Genomic DNA, 17,127 nt, shown 5'->3' with positions numbered 1-17,127 from the left:
GGATTTCCCCGGTTGATGAAAGGCCCCTTGTGTTGCACAAGGGGCCTTTTTGCTGTCCGGGACAGGGATTGAATGCTCAGGTATTGCGATGTGCCATAGCGTGGACACGGCACACCTCAGGCCTCTATTTCACAGTGGAAGTGCGGCAGCGAATGACAATATTATAGTTAGTGTTGTAACTAAATATATTGGCCCGCTAATGAGAGACATATTCCCTCCCATTATTGCTCTGTTTTTCTCGCGTTACATACCTATCTGTCGTTGATTTTGATGGGGTTATATTGATCTGTTCGGTTGGGATGACAGGGTTTTATTACATCTGAGAGCATCTTTATGCCTAAAAATAGTCTTTAAAAATCAATAAATTAAAAATTAATCCTTTTATTGAGACTCTTATGGTTCTTTTGTTTTTGTTGTTAATTGCTTAGGGTTAAAAGTAATTGGCTCACGTTCGACGGTTTGCCAGGCAGCCCGTCGGCCAAGAAAAAAGGACAATATGACAGTCAAACTCGAGGTCAAATCACTCTACAAAATCTTCGGCGATCAGCCGGAAAAAGCGTTCAAATTGCTGGCCAAAGGCCATGACCGCGCCAGCATACTGCAAAAAACCGGGCAGACCCTGGGGGTCCAGGATGTCAATCTGGCCATCGACGAAGGGGAGATCTTCGTGGTGATGGGCCTCTCCGGCTCGGGCAAATCCACCCTGGTGCGTCTCTTCAACCGGCTGATCGAGCCGACCCGCGGCCAGGTGCTGATCGATGGTGAGGACATAGCCGCCATCTCCGACAGCGAGCTGCGTCAGGTGCGGCGCAAGAAGATCAGCATGGTGTTCCAGTCTTTCGCCCTGATGCCGCACCTGAGCGTGCTGGAAAACACCGCCTTCGGGCTGGAGCTGGCCGGGGTGCCGCTGGCCGAGCGCCAGCAGAGTGCCCGCCAGGCGCTGCAGCAGGTGGGGTTGGGGCAGTGGATCGATGCCTTCCCCGATGCGCTCTCCGGCGGCATGAAGCAGCGGGTCGGGCTGGCCCGTGCCCTTGCCAACGACCCTGACATCCTGCTGATGGACGAGGCCTTTTCGGCGCTGGATCCACTGATCCGCACCGAGATGCAGGATGAGCTGCTCAAGCTGCAGGCCAGCCAGCAGCGCACCATCGTCTTCATCTCTCACGATCTGGACGAGGCGATGCGCATCGGCGATCGCATCGCCATCATGCAGGACGGCCAGCTGGTGCAGGTCGGCACCCCGGACGAGATCCTCAACCAGCCCGCCAACGACTATGTGCGCGCCTTCTTTCGCGGGGTGGATCTGGCCCATGTATTCAGCGCTCGCGACGTGGCCAGCCGCAAGCAGATGCCGCTCATCAAGAAGCACACCACCGACGGACCCGGCAACGCTCTGCGCCAGCTCAAGGAGCAGGAGCGGGAGTTCGGTTACGTGGTGGATCGCCGGCGCCGCTTCCTCGGGGTCGTCTCGGTGGAGTCGCTCGGTCAGGCGGTCAGGGCCAAAGGCAGCCTGGAGCAGGCGCTGCTGGCGGATATCCAGCCCATCCTGGCGGACACCGCACTCAACGAACTGATCAGCCAGGTGGCGGCCGCCCCCTGTCAGGTGCCCGTGGTCGAGGAGGATGGCACTTACCTGGGCCTCATCTCCAAGGCCAACCTGCTGAACACCCTGGACAGGAGTACCCCGGCATGAAGCGGATGAATCCCCATTTTTTACTGAGCGGGCTGCTGGCCCTGGTGCTGCTGGCGAGTCCCTCCCTGCGGGCCGATGAGGTGGCGGCCGACCCCTGGGGCGCCACGGCTTCCAGTGCCACCGAGGTGGCCGATCCCTGGAGCGATACCGCCACCGCCGCCACCGACTGGCAGAACCAGATCGAGACGGTGGATACCACAGCCGCCGTCGACTGGCTGGATCCCTTCCAGCAGGCGCTGGTGCCGCTGGACAGCTGGGTCGAGGGTGGCATCGGCTGGCTGGTGGAGAACCTGCGACCGCTGTTCCAGCTGATCCGCGCGCCGGTGGAGCTGACCCTGAACGGCATGACCCATCTGCTGCAGACGGTGCCCTCCACCCTGATGATCGGCCTGCTGACCCTGATCGCCTGGCAGCTGGTGAACGGCCGCATGGCGCTGGGGACCCTGGTCTCGCTGGTGATGGTGGGGCTTATCGGCGCCTGGTCCGATGCCATGGTGACTCTGTCGCTGGTACTGACCTCGCTCTTTTTCTGCGTCTTGCTCGGGTTGCCGGCCGGCATCCTGCTGGCGCGGAGCGAGCGACTGTCACGCTGGACCCGGCCGTTGCTGGATGCCATGCAGACCACCCCGGCGTTCGTCTACCTCATCCCCATCGTGATGCTGTTCGGCATCGGCAACGTGCCCGGGGTGGTGGTGACCGTCATCTTTGCGCTGCCGCCGATGATCCGGCTCACCATGCTGGGCATTCGTCAGGTGCCAGCCGATCTGGTGGAGGCGGCCCACTCGTTCGGTGCCAGCCCTTCCCAGCTGCTGTTCAAGGTACAGCTGCCGCTCGCCATGCCCACCATCATGGCCGGGGTCAACCAGACCCTGATGCTGGCGCTCTCCATGGTGGTGATCGCCTCCATGATCGCGGTGGGGGGCCTCGGCCAGATGGTGCTGCGTGGCATCGGCCGGCTCGACATGGGGCTCGCCTCCATCGGCGGCCTCGGCATAGTGCTGCTGGCCATCGTGCTCGACCGCCTGACCCAGGCGATGGGGCAGCCGGATCGCAGCCGTACCGGCCGCTGGTATCAACGCGGCCCCGCCGCCCTGCTGCTGCGCCTGCTCGGTCGCGACAAGCCAATCGATTACAAAGGAGTAAACGCATGAGACTGATCACCAAGACGCTGACCCTGGGCTCCCTGCTGCTGAGTGCCCAGCTGTTCGGTCCGCTCGCCATGGCCAGTACCGAGCTGCCGGGGGAGGGCGTGCGCGTTCAGCCCCTGCAGAGCTCCTTGCCGGAGGAGAGCTTTCAGACCCTGCTGGTCAGCAAGCTGATGGCGCGCCTCGGCTATGACGTCCAGCCGGCTCAGGAGGTGGACTACAACGTGGCCTACGCCTCGGTAGCGCAGGGGGATGGCACTTTTCTGGCCTTCAACTGGATACCGCTGCAAAACAACAAGTACGAACAGGCTGGCGGCGACAAGGTGTTCTTCCGTGAGGGCACCTATGTGGCCGGGGCCGCCCAGGGTTATCTCATCGACAAGCAGACCGCGACCCGCTATGGCATCACCAACCTGGGACAGCTCAAGGATCCCAAGCTGGCGGCGCTGTTTGACGGCGATGGCGACGGCAAGGCCGATCTCATCGGTTGCAACCCGGGCTGGGGCTGCGAAGAGGCGATCAACCGCCATCTGGCCGAGTTCGGGCTGACCCCCACCGTCACCCACAAGCAGGGCAACTATGCGGCGCTGATCGCCGATACCCAGGCCCGCTTCAAGAGCGGCAAGCCGGTGCTCTACTACACCTGGACCCCCTACTGGCTCAGCAGCGAGCTGGTGCCCGGCCGGGATGTGGTGTGGCTGCAGGTGCCCGCCGATGGCCCTGATGCGGCCAAGACCCGGCTGCCGAACGGCAAGAACTACGGCTTCCCGGTCAACACCATGCACATCGTCGCCAACAAGCGGTTCGCCGAGGCCAACCCGGCGGCCGCCAAGCTCTTCTCCATCGTCAAGCTGCCGCTCAATGACATCAACGTGCAGAACGGCCTGATGAACAAGGGGCAGAACAAGCCGGCGGATGTGGAGCGTCACGCCGATGCCTGGCTCAAGGGCCATGAGGCACTGGTGAACGACTGGCTGACCCAGGCGCGCGCCGCCGCCATGTAATAAGGGGCGGTAGCTCGCTCTTTGCGCAAAGAAAAACGCCCGGCAGTTGCCGGGCGTTTTTTATGGGAGCCATGCGGGTGAAGCGTCCGGCTCAGATGCCGGAACCGTCGCTCTCGCCACTCTCCTCGTGCAGGCCGCATTCGCGCTTGAGGCCGAAGAAGCGGGTCTGCTCCTCGCTCATGCCGGGCTCCCACTTGGTGGTAGTGTGCACATCGCCCACCGACAGATAGCCCTGCTCCCACAAGGGGTGGTAGGGGAGGTCGAACTCCTTGAAGTAGTAGAAGACGTCCTTGTTGCTCCAGTCGATCACCGGCAGGAACTTGAAGCGGCCGCGCTGGATGGCCAGCACCGGCAGCTTGCCCCGGCTGCCGGACTGCTCCCGGCGCAGGCCGGAGAACCAGGTCTGGGCCCCCAGTTCGCGCAGGGCGCGGTCCATCGGCTCCACCTTGTTGAGCTGGTTGTAGCGGGTGATCCCCTCCACCCCCTGCTCCCACAAAAGGCCAAATCGCGCCTCCTGCCAGGCCGGACTGAGCTCGGCCCGGTAGATTTTGAGGTTGAGGGCGAGCCGCTCGGTCAGCTCGTCGATGAAGCGGTAGGTCTCGGGGAAGAGATAACCGGTATCGGTCAGCACCACGGGCACGTCGGCCCGCTCGCGGCTTACCAGGTGCAGCATCAGCGCCGCCTGGATACCGAAGCTCGATGACAGCACGTGCTCTCCCGGCAGGTTGGCCAGGGCCCAGCGCACCCGCTCGGGGGCGCTCATGGCATCCAGCGCCCGGTTGAGGGGGGCCAGCGCCTCGACCTGCTCCTCCCGGCTCAAGGCCAGCAGGGCGTCGAGGTCGAGCCGGCCGTCGGCGGTGCGCGCCAGCCGGGCTGTATCGGTCTGATCAGGCTGCATAGAAGTCCCTCGCGGAGTCGATGACCGGGGCTATGATCCCGGCGCGAATGACGAAATCACCGAAGCACTCGCCTGGGTTGCGATCCTTGGCCCAACGGCCGATCAGGGCGTCCAGCTCGGCCAGGATCTGCGGCTCGGTGATGTTCTCCTGATAGAGGCGCGGAATGCGGGTCCCCTCCAGATTGCCACCCAGGTGCAGGTTGTAGCGACCCGGTGCCTTGCCCACCAGACCCACCTCCGCCAGCATGGCGCGGCCGCAGCCGTTGGGGCAGCCGGTGACCCGGAAGATGATGGCGTCATCTGCCAGCCCATGTTTGGCCAGCAAGCCTTCGATATCGGTGACAAACGCCGGCAGCATACGCTCGGCCTCGGCCATCGCCAGCGGGCAGGTAGGCAGGGCCACGCAGGCCATGGACTGCTTGCGCTGCTCGCTCACGCCGTCATCCAGCAGACCGTACTGGCGCGCCAGGGCTTCGATGCGGGCCTTCTCGCCGGCAGGTACGCCTGCGATGATGAGGTTCTGGTTGGCGGTGAGGCGAAAATCTCCTTGGTGCACCTTGGCGATCTCCAGCATGCCGCTCTTGAGAGGCTTGCCCGGGAAGTCCAGCAGGCGGCCGTTCTCGATAAACAGGGTCAGGTGGTGCTTGCCGTCGATTCCCTCGACCCAACCGAAGCGATCGCCACGGCTGGTGAATTCGTAGGGGCGAACCGGCCCGAACTGGATGCCGGCACGGCTCTCCACCTCGGCCTTGAAGGCCTCGACCCCCACCCGCTCCAGGGTGTACTTGGTCTTGGCGTTCTTGCGGTTGACCCGGTTGCCCCAGTCGCGCTGGGTGCTGACCACGGCGGCCGCCACCTCCAGCACGTGGGAGAGCGGCACGAAACCGAAGTCGCTCGCCTTGCGCGGATAAGTGGTGGTGTCACCGTGGGTCATGGCCAGACCACCGCCCACCAGCACGTTGAAGCCCACCAGCTTGCCACCTTCGGCGATGGCCACGAAGTTGAGATCGTTGGCGTGGATGTCCACGTCGTTGTGGGGCGGGATCACCACGGTCGTCTTGAATTTGCGCGGCAGGTAGTTGGAGCCCAGGATCGGCTCCTCGTCACCCCCCAGCTTCTCGCCGTCCAGCCAGATCTCCACGTAGGCGCGGGTCTTGGGCAGCAGGTGCTCGGAGATCTTCTTGGCCCACTCGTAGGCCTCCTGGTGCAGTTCTGACTCCACCGGGTTGCTGGTGCACAGCACGTTGCGGTTCACGTCGCCGGCGGTGGCGATGGAATCGATGCCGGTGCTGTTGAGGGTCTGGTGCATCAGCTTGATGTCGCGCTTGAGCACCCCGTGGAACTGGAAGGTCTGGCGGGTGGTCAGGCGGATGCTGCCGTACAGGCTGTGTTCCTCGGCAAACTTGTCGATCACCAGCCACTGGGCCGGGGTGATGATGCCGCCGGGCAGGCGGGCGCGCAGCATGACGTTGTGCAGGGGCTCCAGCTTCTGGGCGGCGCGCTCCGGGCGAATGTCGCGGTCATCCTGCTGATACATGCCGTGAAAGCGGATCAGCTGGAAGTTGTCGCCGTTGAAGCCGCCGGTGAGCGGGTCCTTGAGATCCTGCTCTATGGTGCCGCGCAGAAAGTTGCTCTCGCGTTTCAGACGTTCGTTGTCGGCCAGCGGTCCTTCCACTGGTCCTGCTTTTTGGTGAGAGAGAGGTTGTTTGCTCATCAATAGACATCCCTTTGATAACGTTTGGCACGACGCAATTCGCTCAGATACTCTTCTGCTTCCTCACGGCTCTTCTGGCCATGTTCGGCAATCACATCCAGCAGGGCTTCCTGCACATCTTTGGCCATATGATTGGCATCGCCGCACACATAGAAGTGAGCGCCTGCTTCCAGCCACTGGTAGAGCTCGAGCCCCGCCTCGCGCAGGCGGTCCTGCACATAAATCTTGTTGGCCTGATCCCGGCTGAAGGCCAGGGAGATCTTCGACAGCAGGCCCGACTTCACATAACGCTGCCACTCCACCTGATAGAGGAAATCCTGGGTAAAGTGCGGATTGCCGAAGAAGAGCCAGTTCTTGCCGTCGGCCCCTTGCGCTTCCCGCTCCTGCAAGAAGGCGCGGAAGGGGGCGATGCCGGTGCCCGGGCCCACCATGATGACGGGGGTATCGGGGTTAGCAGGCAGGCGGAAGTTGTCGTTGTGCTCCACGAATACCCGCACCTCGGCATCCTCAGGCAGACGGTCCGCCAGGTAGGAGGAGGCGGCGCCGCTGCGCACTGTGCCATCTTCCTGCGGGTAGCGCACCACGCCGACGGTCAGGTGCACCTCCTCTTCCACCTCGCTCTGGCTGGAGGCGATGGAGTAGAGGCGTGGAGTGAGCGGGCGCAGCAGGCCGATCAGTTGTTCGGCTGTGAGCGCGGTCGGGAAGCGTTTGAGCACATCCACTACCTGGGCGCTGGCCACCAGGGTGTTGACCTGGGCCTTGTCGCCGGCCAGATCCTTGAGGGCCGCGTTGTCCGAGATCTCTGCCAAGCCGGTGATAAAGCCGCCGTGCAAGCGAGTCAGCTCCAGCTCGCGGCTGAGCACCTCGCGCAGGCTGCCGCGGGCGGTGGCCTCGTCGCCGGAAAGATGAGCCAGCGCCAAGACCTCACCGACCAGATCGGCATCGTTGTCAAACCAGATGCCCAGCGCATCCCCCGGCTGGTAGCGGATGCCGGACTCTTCGAGGCTGATCTCGATGTGGCGTATATCCTTGGTCGAGTCGCGGCCGGTGATCTTCTGGTTGACCGAGAGCCTGGCCGGGAAGGGGTTCTCCTTGCTGTACTGGCTGTGGCCGACAGCCTGCTGTACCGCGCTGGCTACGCTGCTGCCGGTGGGGCCGGCGGAGAGGGTGGCGGCGATGGCGTTGAGCGCCTGTTCGCCCCATGCCTTGGCGGCATCCTGATAATCCACGTCCAGGCTGGCGAGTTCATGCACCCGATCGGCGCCGGCCTTGGTCAGCAGGCTGTCAAAGTCCTTGCCGGTCTGGCAGAAAAATTCATAGGAGCTGTCACCCAGCCCCAGCACGGCGAACTTGAGCCCTTCCAGCTTGCCGACCTTGCCCTTCTTGAGCTGCTCGTACAGATCGACCGCGCTCTCCGGTGGTTCACCCTCCCCGTAAGTGCTTACTACCACCAGCAGGTGGGTCTCTTTCTTGAGCTGCTTGGGTTTGTAGTCCGCCATGGAGGTGAGGGTCACCGGCAGGCCACGGGCTTCGGCCTGCGCCTTGATGGCGCTGGCCACGCCCTTGGCGTTGCCGGTCTGGGAGCCGTAAAGAATGGTCAGGCTGCCGCTGGGGGTGGAGGCTGCTGCCCCGGTCACGGCAGGCTGGTTGCCCGCCTGGGAGAGACCGTAGAGATAACCGCTCACCCAGGCCAGTTGCTGGGTATTGAGGGTCGATAGCGCCTGGCTCAGTTGTCGCTGCTGCTCGTCGGAGAGGGGAGTCAGGTTGGTCAGGGAGTCCTTCAATTGCATCACACACGTCTTCCATGGTCTGATTTTTGGTCAGGTTAAGGGGTGTGATGGATAACAACAAAGAATAAAAATGTCTTTTTTATTCTATTACTGCATTAAAACGGTGATGGAGAAGGGCGTAAAGCGACTCAGGTCGACAGGGCTCTCATGGTATAAAGGGTGATAAATGAGCCCGTATTACCCACACAGGAAGCGTGAATGTCGACCATCAGCTTGTTTCATGTCAATGCCTTCAGCCAGCACCCCTTTGGCGGCAACCCGGCGGTGGTGGCGTTGGGGCCGAGTCAGCCGGATGCCACCCTGCTGGCCATGGCGGCCGAGTTCAACCTGTCGGAGACCGCCTTTCTGGTGCCCCTTGGCCATGCCCGCTACCAGCTGCGCTGGTTTACCCCCGAGCTGGAAGTGGATCTCTGTGGTCACGGTACCCTGGCGGCGGCCCACGTGCTATGGCAGACGGGGGCGGTGGCTGGGGATGAGGTCATACACTTCGAGACCCGCAGCGGCGAGCTGCTGGCCCGGCGCGAAGGGGAGTGGATCTGGCTCGATTTCCCGCACATTGCTCCGGTGCCGCTCGTTCTGGATCCGGCCTATGCGGCTGCGGTCGGTTGCCAGCCGCTGCAAACCCTGGCGGCTGGCGCCAAGTTCTTGCTGGAGCTCGCCAGCGAGGAGGAGGTCCGCGCGCTCAGCCCAGATTTTCAGGCCCTGCGCGCGCTGCCCGGTCGCGGCCTGATGGTGACGGCGCCCTCGCGCGATCCGGACCATGACTTCGTCTCCCGCTACTTCGCCCCCTGGGTCGGGGTAGATGAGGATCCGGTGACCGGCTCCAACCACTGCGCCCTGGTGCCCTTCTGGGCCGAGCGGCTAGGCAAACAGCAATTGCGGGCCCGCCAGATCTCGTCTCGGGGTGGGGTGCTGCGGCTTGAATTGCAGGGAGATAGGGTGCTGATAGCGGGTCAGGCCGTCACCCTGTGGCAGGGGGAGTGGCTGTTGCCGCCAGCCTCATAAGCGCGAGCCTGACGGCGGCTTGAGCGTTCGCCACCGGTTTGTGTCCGCCATAAAAAAACGCCCCGCAGTGGCGGGGCGTTTTGATTGCCATGGACGGCAGCGTTCTACTACGGCCTTACTTCTGCGGACGCAGAGCCGGGAACAGGATGACGTCGCGGATGGTGTGGCTGTTGGTGAACAGCATCACCAGACGGTCGATACCGATACCCTGACCGGCAGTCGGCGGCAGACCGTGTTCCAGCGCGGTGACGAAGTCGGCGTCGTAGAACATGGCTTCGTCGTCACCTGCGGCTTTCTGGTCAACCTGAGCCTGGAAGCGCTCGGCCTGATCTTCCGCATCGTTCAGCTCGGAGAAGCCGTTGGCCAGCTCGCGGCCACCGATGAAGAATTCGAAGCGGTCGGTGACGTCCGGGTTCTGGTCGTTGCGACGGGCCAGCGGAGAGACGGCGGCCGGGTACTCGGTGATGAAGGTCGGCTGCAGCAGCATGTGCTCCACGGTCTCTTCGAAGATCGCGGTGATCACGTGGCCCAGCTCCCAGCTCTTCATCAGCTCGATGTGCAGGCGCTTGGCGACGGCGGTGGCCTTCTCCAGGGTCGCCAGATCGTCACGGGTCACATCCGGGTTGTACTTCAGGATGGAGTCAACCATGGAGAGGCGCTGGAACGGCTGACCGAAATCGATGGTCAGGCCCTCTTCGCCCTCTTTGGCGTAACGGATCTTGGTGTCGCCCAGGATGTCCTGCGCCAGGGTGCGCAGCATCTCTTCGGTGAGATCCATCAGATCGATGTAGTCGGCGTAGGCCATATAGAACTCGAGCATGGTGAACTCGGGGTTATGGCGAACGGAGATACCTTCGTTACGGAAGTTGCGGTTGATCTCGTAGACACGCTCGAAACCACCGACCACCAGACGCTTCAGATAGAGTTCCGGAGCGATACGCAGGTACATGTCGATGTCCAGCGCATTGTGGTGGGTGATGAACGGACGGGCAGAGGCGCCACCCGGGATGACCTGCATCATGGGGGTTTCCACTTCCATGAAGCGCTTGTCGTTCAGGAACTTGCGGATACCGGCCACGACCTTGGTACGTGTCACGAAGGTCTTGCGGGACTCTTCGTTGGCGATCAGATCCAGGTAACGCTGACGGCAGCGGGCTTCCTGGTCGGTCAGACCTTTGTGCTTCTCGGGCAGCGGGCGCAGGGCCTTGGTCAGCAGGCGAATGTCGGAGACGTGAACGGAGAGTTCGCCTGTGTTGGTGCGGAACAGGGTACCTTCGACACCCACGATGTCGCCCAGATCCCACTTCTTGAACTGCTCGTTGTAGAAGCCTTCCGGCAGGTCGTCACGGGTGACGTAGACCTGGATCTTGCCTGCCATGTCCTGCAGGGTGGCGAAAGACGCCTTGCCCATGATCCGGCGGGTCATGATGCGACCGGCAATCTTCACCCGTTTACCCAGTGCGGCCAGCTCGTCGGCGCTCTTGTCGCCAAACTCGGCGTGCAGATCGCCGGAGAGGTGGTCACGACGGAAGTCGTTGGGGAAGGGGTTGCCCTGGGCGCGCAAGGCGGCCAGCTTGGAACGACGCTCCTGCATCTCGTTGTTCAGTTCGAGAGTTTGGTCGACTTCCGGAGTGGTGGTTTGTTCAGACATGGTGATTCCTGCTGTTCTGTTTTTTTACAGGCCTGACTTCAGGCTAGCTTCGATAAACTTGTCCAGATCGCCGTCGAGTACCGCCTGGGTATTGCGGGTTTCGACGCCGGTACGTAGATCCTTGATGCGCGCATCATCCAGCACATAGGAACGGATCTGGCTGCCCCAGCCGATGTCGGACTTGGTCTCTTCGAGGGCTTGCTTCTCGGCATTCTGCTTCTGAATTTCCAGCTCGTAGAGCTTGGCCTTCAGCTGCTTCATACACTGATCTTTGTTTTTGTGCTGGGAACGATCGTTCTGGCACTGTACCACGACCCCAGTGGGAATGTGGGTAATACGTACCGCGGATTCGGTCCGGTTGACGTGCTGACCACCGGCGCCGGAGGCACGGTAGACGTCGATGCGCAGGTCGGCCGGGTTGATCTCGATGTCGATGTCATCGTCGATCTCGGGGTAGACGAACACGGAGCAGAACGAGGTGTGGCGACGACCGCCGGAATCGAACGGCGATTTGCGCACCAGGCGGTGCACGCCGGTCTCGGTGCGCAGCCAGCCGAAGGCGTACTCACCGGTGAACTTGATGGTGGCGGACTTGATGCCGGCCACGTCGCCTTCGGAGCATTCGATGAGCTCGGGCTTGTAGCCGTGGGCATCGCCCCAGCGCAGGTACATGCGCAGCACCATGTTGGCCCAGTCCTGGGCCTCGGTACCGCCGGAGCCGGACTGGATGTCGATGTAGCAGTCGGAGGGATCGTGCTGACCGGAGAACATGCGGCGGAACTCGAGGTCCACCAGCTTGGACTCCAGCACGTCGGCTTCGGCCACGGCTTCGTTGAAGGTATCTTCGTCTTCACCTTCCACGGCCAGCTCGACCAGCATGGCGACGTCGTCAGCACCCTGGGTCAGGGTGTCGATGGTGCCAACCACGTTTTCCAGCGCGACGCGCTCTTTGCCCAGCGCCTGTGCGCGCTCGGGTTCATTCCAGACGTCCGGCTGTTCCAGCTCGGCGTTGACCTCTTCTAGACGCTCTTTCTTGGCGTCATAGTCAAAGGTACCCCCTAAGCAGCTCGGTCCTCTCAGACAGCTCCTTAAGCTTGTTTAATACAGGATTGACTTCAAACATCGTGAAAACTCTCGGGGTCGATGTGATTTAAAAACGGGATATTCTAGCCAATTGTGGAAGGAATAAACAGGGTCGGCTGTCCTTGTGCGTGTCCGGTAGTCAATTTCTGGTGCAGTTTTCCCCAACTCGGTGGAAAATATCGCCCACCGCCCCATTTTCCGGTTCAGTTTTGTGCCGACGGGTCGTTAATAACTACGCAGTGCTGTGCACTTTTTGGGAAATCCTGTTCCTGACCTCCATAAGAAGAACGCATGATGAAAAATCTATCACTCAAGCAGAAGATACTGTTGTCAGTGGTCATCGCCCTCTCGCTGGTGATCCTGCTGCTCTCCTGGCAGAGCTATACCAGCCAGAAGTCCCTGTTGCTGCAAGGCAGTCAGGAACAGGTGCAGCGCCTCGGCAACCAGCAGGCCGCCAGCGTCAGTGACTGGCTCGCGGCCCGTCGCGACGTCATTCAGGCGCTCGGCAACAAGGCCGGTGCAGAACCCCTCAACGCCCTGCAACAGGCGCAAGTCTCCGGCCGCTTCCAGCTCACCTACTTTGGCGAGAGCAGCGGCAAGATGAATGACTCCGATCCCTCTATCAACCGTGACGGCTACGATCCCCGCTCCCGCGGCTGGTATCAGGAGGCGATGGGCAAGGGTGGCATGATCGTCACCAAGCCTTACCTTGACGTGGCCTACAACATCATGGTGGTGACCCTGGCCCAGCCGGCGCAGGGCGGCGTGGTCGGCGGCGACCTCTCCATCGCCTCCCTGGTGGAAGACGTCACCAAGATGAAGCTGCCGGCCGACGGTTTCGCCATCATGATGCACAAGGACGGTACCGTCATCGCCTACAAGGACGCCGCTAAGGCGATGAAACCGGCCACCGAGATCGACAACGATCTGACCAATGCCCTGATTGAGCAGAGCAAGACCAGCAACAGCCTGGTGCCGGCCTATTTCGACGGCGAAGGGCGCGACAAGCTGCTGTGGGCAGTGGATATCCCAGACACCGACTGGGAGCTGGTGCTGGTGCTGGACAAAGAAACCCTGGAGGCGCCGCTCTCCTCCCTGCTGATGACCCAGCTCGGCCTGGCCCTGCTGGTGCTGGTGGGCAGCATCCTCGCCATCTCCTGGCTGGTCAGCCTGCTGCTGGGGCCCCTTGGCAAGGTCTCCCAGGCCCTGGCCCGCATCGCCGACGGTAACGGCGATCTGACCCAGCGCATCAAGATCGACACCAACGACGAGGTGGGTCAGCTGGCCAACAGCTTCAACCGTTTCGTCGGCAGCCAGCACCAGCTGATCGGCAACATCCGCCAGCTGGCCAACGAGCTGAACGCCGATGCCGAGCGCAGTCTGGTGACCAACCAGGCCGCCGTGGACGAGTTGCAGCGCCAGCAACAGGAGGTGACCATGGTCGCCACCGCCGTCACCGAGATGGCGAGTGCCACCATGGAGATCGCCGGCAACGCCGAGAACACCGCCGCCGCGGCCCAGCAGTCTGCCCAGAGCAGTGAGCAGGGCAAGATGCTGGTGAACCAGACCCGTCAGTCCATCAACGGTCTGGCCGAGGAAGTGGGGCAGGCGACCGAGGTGATCGGCGAGCTGAGCCGCCACGCCCAGGCCATCTCCGGCATCCTCTCCACCATTCAGGGCATCGCCGAGCAGACCAACCTGCTGGCGCTGAACGCGGCCATCGAAGCGGCCCGCGCCGGTGAACAGGGTCGCGGTTTCGCGGTAGTGGCGGACGAGGTACGGGTGCTGTCGCGCCGTACCCAGGACTCCACCCAGGAGATCCAGTCCACCATCGAGACCCTGCAGCAGACCACGGCCCGTGCGGTGAGCCTGATGCAGACCAGCCAGGGGCTGGCGGACAACAGCGTGAAAGATGCCGATGCCGCTGCCGCTGCGCTCGAAGAGATCACCCAGGCAGTCAGCCTCATCTCCGACATGGCGGGCCAGATCGCCACGGCCGCCGAGGAGCAGACCCAGGTGACCGGCGAGATCACCCAGAACACCACCGCCATCAAGGATGTGAGTGACGAGATCACCGCCGCTGCCATGCGAGATCTGGATCAGGCCGAGAGCCTCAAGGGGCGGGCCACCGACCTGAACAAGCAGGTCTCGACCTTTATCCTGTAAGTGCTTGAACGCGGCGAGTACGGCCGCCATGACCAAGCCCCGCACTCTGCCGAGTGCGGGGTTTTTTGTTTATGGGTCTCGCCACGGCTATCCATGAAGTAAGTGGTGCAGAGAAGCTGGCTAGCAGAAATGGCAGAGCCCACCAGGGGGTGGGCTCTGTTCATATACGTCTGACGGGAAAGGAATTACAGGAAGGGCAGTGCCAGGAACAGCTTGATCACCATGGCGTTGATGATGTCGATGAAGAAGGCGCCCACCATGGGCACCACCAGAAACGCCAGGTGGGAGGGGCCGAAGCGCTGGGTGATGGCCTGCATGTTGGCGATGGCGGTGGGGGTGGCCCCCAGACCAAAGCCGCAGTGGCCCGCTGCCAGCACGGCCGCATCATAGTTGCGGCCCATCACCCGGAAGGTGACGAAGATGGCGTAGAGCGCCATGGCCACGGTCTGGGCCGCCAGCAGGATGAAGATGGGCAGCGCCAGGTTGGCCAGATCCCACAGTCGCAGGCTCATCAGCGCCATCGCCAGGAACAGCGACAGACTGACGTTGCCGAGCAGGGAGACTTCGCGGTCGCTCACTTCGTGCCAGTTGAGCAGGGTCAGCACGTTGCGCAGCAGCACGCCGACGAACAGCACGCAGACGAACACCGGCAGCTCGAAGGCGCCGCCCTTGAGATAGGCGGAGAGCATCTCGCCCCCCTTCAGGCTGATGGCGATCAGCGCCAGGGTCTCGATCAGGCTGAAGGTGGTGAGCGGGCGCTCCATGTCCGGCATCTCGAAGCCTTGCGGCGCGTCGTCCCGGTTGTGCTCCTCGCCGGGCACCTGCACCTTCTTCACCAGATAGCGGGCAACCGGGCCGCCGATGAGGCCCCCCAGCACCAGGCCGAAGGTAGCACAGGCGATGGCGAGCTCGGCGGCGGATTGCACCCCGTACTTCTCGGTAAAGGTGGCGCCCCAGGCCGCCCCGGTGCCGTGGCCGCCAGAGAGGGTGATGGAGCCGGCCAGCAGCCCCATGTGGGGATCCAGACCGAGCAGGGTGGCCAGACCCACCCCCAGGCTGTTCTGCACCAGCAGCAGGCCGGTGACCACCAGCAGGAAGGTGAGCACCGCCTTGCCGCCGCGCTTGAGGCTGGCGAGATCGGCGGAGAGACCGATGGAGGCGAAGAACGCCAGCATCAGCGGGGTTTGCAGGCTGGTATCGAACTGCAGCTCCATCTGCAGGGTGGAGCGCAGCAGCAGCAGCACCAGGGCGACCACCAGGCCGCCGGCAACCGGTTTGGGGATGTTGAAGGTGCGCAGCAGCCCGACTCGGGTCACCAGCAGACGACCGAGCAGCAACACCAGGGTGGCTGCGACCAGGGTGGCGTAGGAATCAAGTTGTAGCATTCAGTACTCCCATGTTGATTGGCTGTGTCTTTCGTTGATGCAGACTCACAGATTCAGCCGGGATAAAAACAGTGTGGCTCAGGTGCCAACAAAGAAGGGGGCGACATGCCCCCGCCCCACGTAAGAATGGGACCGGTGCGGGCCTGAATTGATCAGGCATCCAGATGAGATTTATGAAAAATCGAGCGGATAGTAGCAAAAAACACCACTTATATCCACATTTGTCAGATAAATGGTCACTCATTGTGTTTGTTGTGAAATTTAACACTATCGGGTTAGTCGCGGTGCAAGCCGGGGTGAGGGCTATTTCCTAGCTGTCATTTGGGGCGCCAGTCCCTATAATTCGGCGGTTTTTGGCCCGCGGACGGCACTGGTGGGATGTGAGCCGGCGGCCTGGCGCGCTATCATGTGCGGGCTTTCGGCCCATGGCGAATGCGGCAGGCAGTCGATGCCACCGTTTCGTCCCGTTTGAGCCACGATTCGCGGCTGTTGTGCCCATCAAAGAGGAGAGGGTGTGAAGAAGTCCATCTATATCGCCTACACAGGCGGCACCATAGGGATGCAGCGTTCCGACCACGGCTATGTGCCGATGGCGGGCTTCATGGAAGACTGTCTGGCGCGGATGCCCGAGTTCCATCGTCCCGAGATGCCGGATTACCATATTCACGAATATGCGCCCCTCATTGACTCTTCCGACATGACGCCGGCGGACTGGCAGCGCATCGCCGAGGACATTAAAGGCAACTACGAGAAATACGACGGCTTCGTGATCCTGCACGGCACCGACACCATGTCGTTCACTGCCTCGGCGCTCTCCTTCATGCTCGAAGATCTGCACAAGCCGGTGATCATTACCGGCTCCCAGATCCCGCTCGCCGAGCTGCGCTCCGACGGTCAGCAGAACCTGCTCAATGCCCTCTACATCGCGGCCAACTACCCGATCCACGAGGTGACGCTGTTCTTCAACAACCAGCTCTATCGCGGCAACCGCAGCAAGAAGGTACACGCCGACGGCTTCCACGCCTTCGATTCGCCGAACTACCCGCCGCTGCTCAACGCCGGCATCGCCATCTCGCTGGAGGCAGGCGAGCTGGGCGTGCCGTCCGAGCGGCCGCTGGTGCTGCACGACATCACCCCCCAGCCCATCGGGGTGGTGACCCTCTATCCCGGCATCTCGGCCGAGGTGATTGCGAACATCCTGCAGCAGCCGGTGCGGGCGCTGATCCTGCTCTCGTTCGGGGTGGGCAATGCGCCGCAGAATCCGGCCATGCTGGCGCTGCTCTCCGAGGCATCGGCGCGTGGCGTCATCATCGTCAACCTGAGCCAGTGTCTGCACGGCAAGGTCAACATGGGGGGCTATGCCACCGGCAACGCCCTGTCGCGCGCCGGGGTCATCTCGGGCTTTGACATGACCGCCGAGGCGGCGCTGACCAAGCTGCACTTCCTGCTGAGCCAGGATCTGCCGGCGCCGCGCATCCGCGAGCTTATGCAGCAGTCCCTGCGGGGTGAGCTGACCCCCTGAGAAACTGTCCACGACCTTACTGCGAAGCCGTGATCAAGGCTCATGTGCTGCTCGGAATCCTCATGTATGCG

Annotated in this window: 12 protein-coding genes; 6 read left to right on the top strand and 6 right to left on the bottom strand. The window is 62.4% G+C overall.

What is annotated here, in order from left to right; genetic code table 11:
* Nucleotides 1-496: 496 nt before the first annotated feature.
* Genes proV through proX form a run of 3 tightly spaced genes read left to right on the top strand, consistent with a single transcriptional unit; the run spans nucleotide 497 to nucleotide 3,842 of the window.
* Complete coding sequence (gene proV, locus AB5Y94_RS08975; RefSeq protein ID WP_024941467.1) at nucleotides 497-1,693, top strand: glycine betaine/L-proline ABC transporter ATP-binding protein ProV; 1,197 nt, start codon at nucleotides 497-499, stop codon at nucleotides 1,691-1,693.
* Complete coding sequence (proW, locus tag AB5Y94_RS08970) at nucleotides 1,690-2,844, top strand: glycine betaine/L-proline ABC transporter permease ProW (protein ID WP_017784134.1); 1,155 nt, start codon at nucleotides 1,690-1,692, stop codon at nucleotides 2,842-2,844. The genes proV and proW overlap by 4 nt, the downstream gene beginning before the upstream one ends.
* Complete coding sequence (gene proX, locus AB5Y94_RS08965) at nucleotides 2,841-3,842, top strand: glycine betaine/L-proline ABC transporter substrate-binding protein ProX (protein WP_368205367.1); 1,002 nt, start codon at nucleotides 2,841-2,843, stop codon at nucleotides 3,840-3,842. The genes proW and proX overlap by 4 nt, the downstream gene beginning before the upstream one ends.
* A 91-nt stretch (nucleotides 3,843-3,933) precedes the next feature.
* On the opposite strand, the gene AB5Y94_RS08960 is transcribed toward proX, so the two are convergent.
* Genes AB5Y94_RS08960 through AB5Y94_RS08950 form a run of 3 tightly spaced genes read right to left on the bottom strand, consistent with a single transcriptional unit; the run spans nucleotide 3,934 to nucleotide 8,244 of the window.
* Nucleotides 3,934-4,740, bottom strand: a complete 807-nt coding sequence (locus AB5Y94_RS08960) for a phosphoadenylyl-sulfate reductase (RefSeq protein ID WP_368205366.1) — start codon at nucleotides 4,738-4,740, stop codon at nucleotides 3,934-3,936.
* Nucleotides 4,730-6,454, bottom strand: coding sequence for an assimilatory sulfite reductase (NADPH) hemoprotein subunit (cysI, locus tag AB5Y94_RS08955; RefSeq protein WP_368205365.1), 1,725 nt, complete (start codon nucleotides 6,452-6,454; stop codon nucleotides 4,730-4,732). The genes AB5Y94_RS08960 and cysI overlap by 11 nt, the downstream gene beginning before the upstream one ends.
* Entirely contained in the window at nucleotides 6,454-8,244 is a 1,791-nt protein-coding gene (locus tag AB5Y94_RS08950; protein WP_368205388.1) for an assimilatory sulfite reductase (NADPH) flavoprotein subunit, read from the bottom strand. The genes cysI and AB5Y94_RS08950 overlap by 1 nt, the downstream gene beginning before the upstream one ends.
* A 198-nt stretch (nucleotides 8,245-8,442) precedes the next feature.
* On the opposite strand from AB5Y94_RS08950, the gene AB5Y94_RS08945 reads away from it, so the two are divergent.
* Nucleotides 8,443-9,249, top strand: a complete 807-nt coding sequence (locus AB5Y94_RS08945) for a PhzF family phenazine biosynthesis protein (RefSeq protein ID WP_368205364.1) — start codon at nucleotides 8,443-8,445, stop codon at nucleotides 9,247-9,249.
* Between the two features lie 115 nt (nucleotides 9,250-9,364).
* Here the strand turns inward: AB5Y94_RS08945 and lysS are convergent, their stop codons facing one another.
* On the bottom strand, nucleotides 9,365-10,900 hold the full coding sequence (lysS, locus tag AB5Y94_RS08940) for a lysine--tRNA ligase (protein ID WP_005297982.1): 1,536 nt from the start codon (nucleotides 10,898-10,900) through the stop codon (nucleotides 9,365-9,367).
* Nucleotides 10,901-10,924: 24 nt separating this feature from the next.
* A protein-coding gene (gene prfB / locus AB5Y94_RS08935) for a peptide chain release factor 2 (RefSeq protein ID WP_099358782.1) occupies nucleotides 10,925-12,023 on the bottom strand; the annotation gives its coding sequence in 2 pieces (ribosomal slippage) (nucleotides 10,925-11,947 and nucleotides 11,949-12,023; 1,098 coding nt in all).
* A gap of 254 nt (nucleotides 12,024-12,277) precedes the next feature.
* Between prfB and AB5Y94_RS08930 the strand changes: the two genes are divergently transcribed.
* Complete coding sequence (locus AB5Y94_RS08930) at nucleotides 12,278-14,149, top strand: methyl-accepting chemotaxis protein (RefSeq protein ID WP_017780299.1); 1,872 nt, start codon at nucleotides 12,278-12,280, stop codon at nucleotides 14,147-14,149.
* Nucleotides 14,150-14,334: 185 nt separating this feature from the next.
* On the opposite strand, the gene gltS is transcribed toward AB5Y94_RS08930, so the two are convergent.
* A complete protein-coding gene (gene gltS, locus AB5Y94_RS08925) occupies nucleotides 14,335-15,534 on the bottom strand; it encodes a sodium/glutamate symporter (protein WP_005297985.1) in 1,200 nt (399 codons plus the stop codon).
* 514 nt (nucleotides 15,535-16,048) lie between these two features.
* Between gltS and ansA the strand changes: the two genes are divergently transcribed.
* Entirely contained in the window at nucleotides 16,049-17,056 is a 1,008-nt protein-coding gene (gene ansA, locus AB5Y94_RS08920; protein WP_017780301.1) for an asparaginase, read from the top strand.
* The last annotated feature ends 71 nt before the right edge of the window (nucleotides 17,057-17,127 follow it).

The sequence above is a fragment of the Aeromonas sp. s5 genome, assembly GCF_040907865.1.
GTDB lineage: Bacteria > Pseudomonadota > Gammaproteobacteria > Enterobacterales > Aeromonadaceae > Aeromonas > Aeromonas dhakensis.
This window is presented reverse-complemented; position numbering and strand designations above follow the sequence as displayed.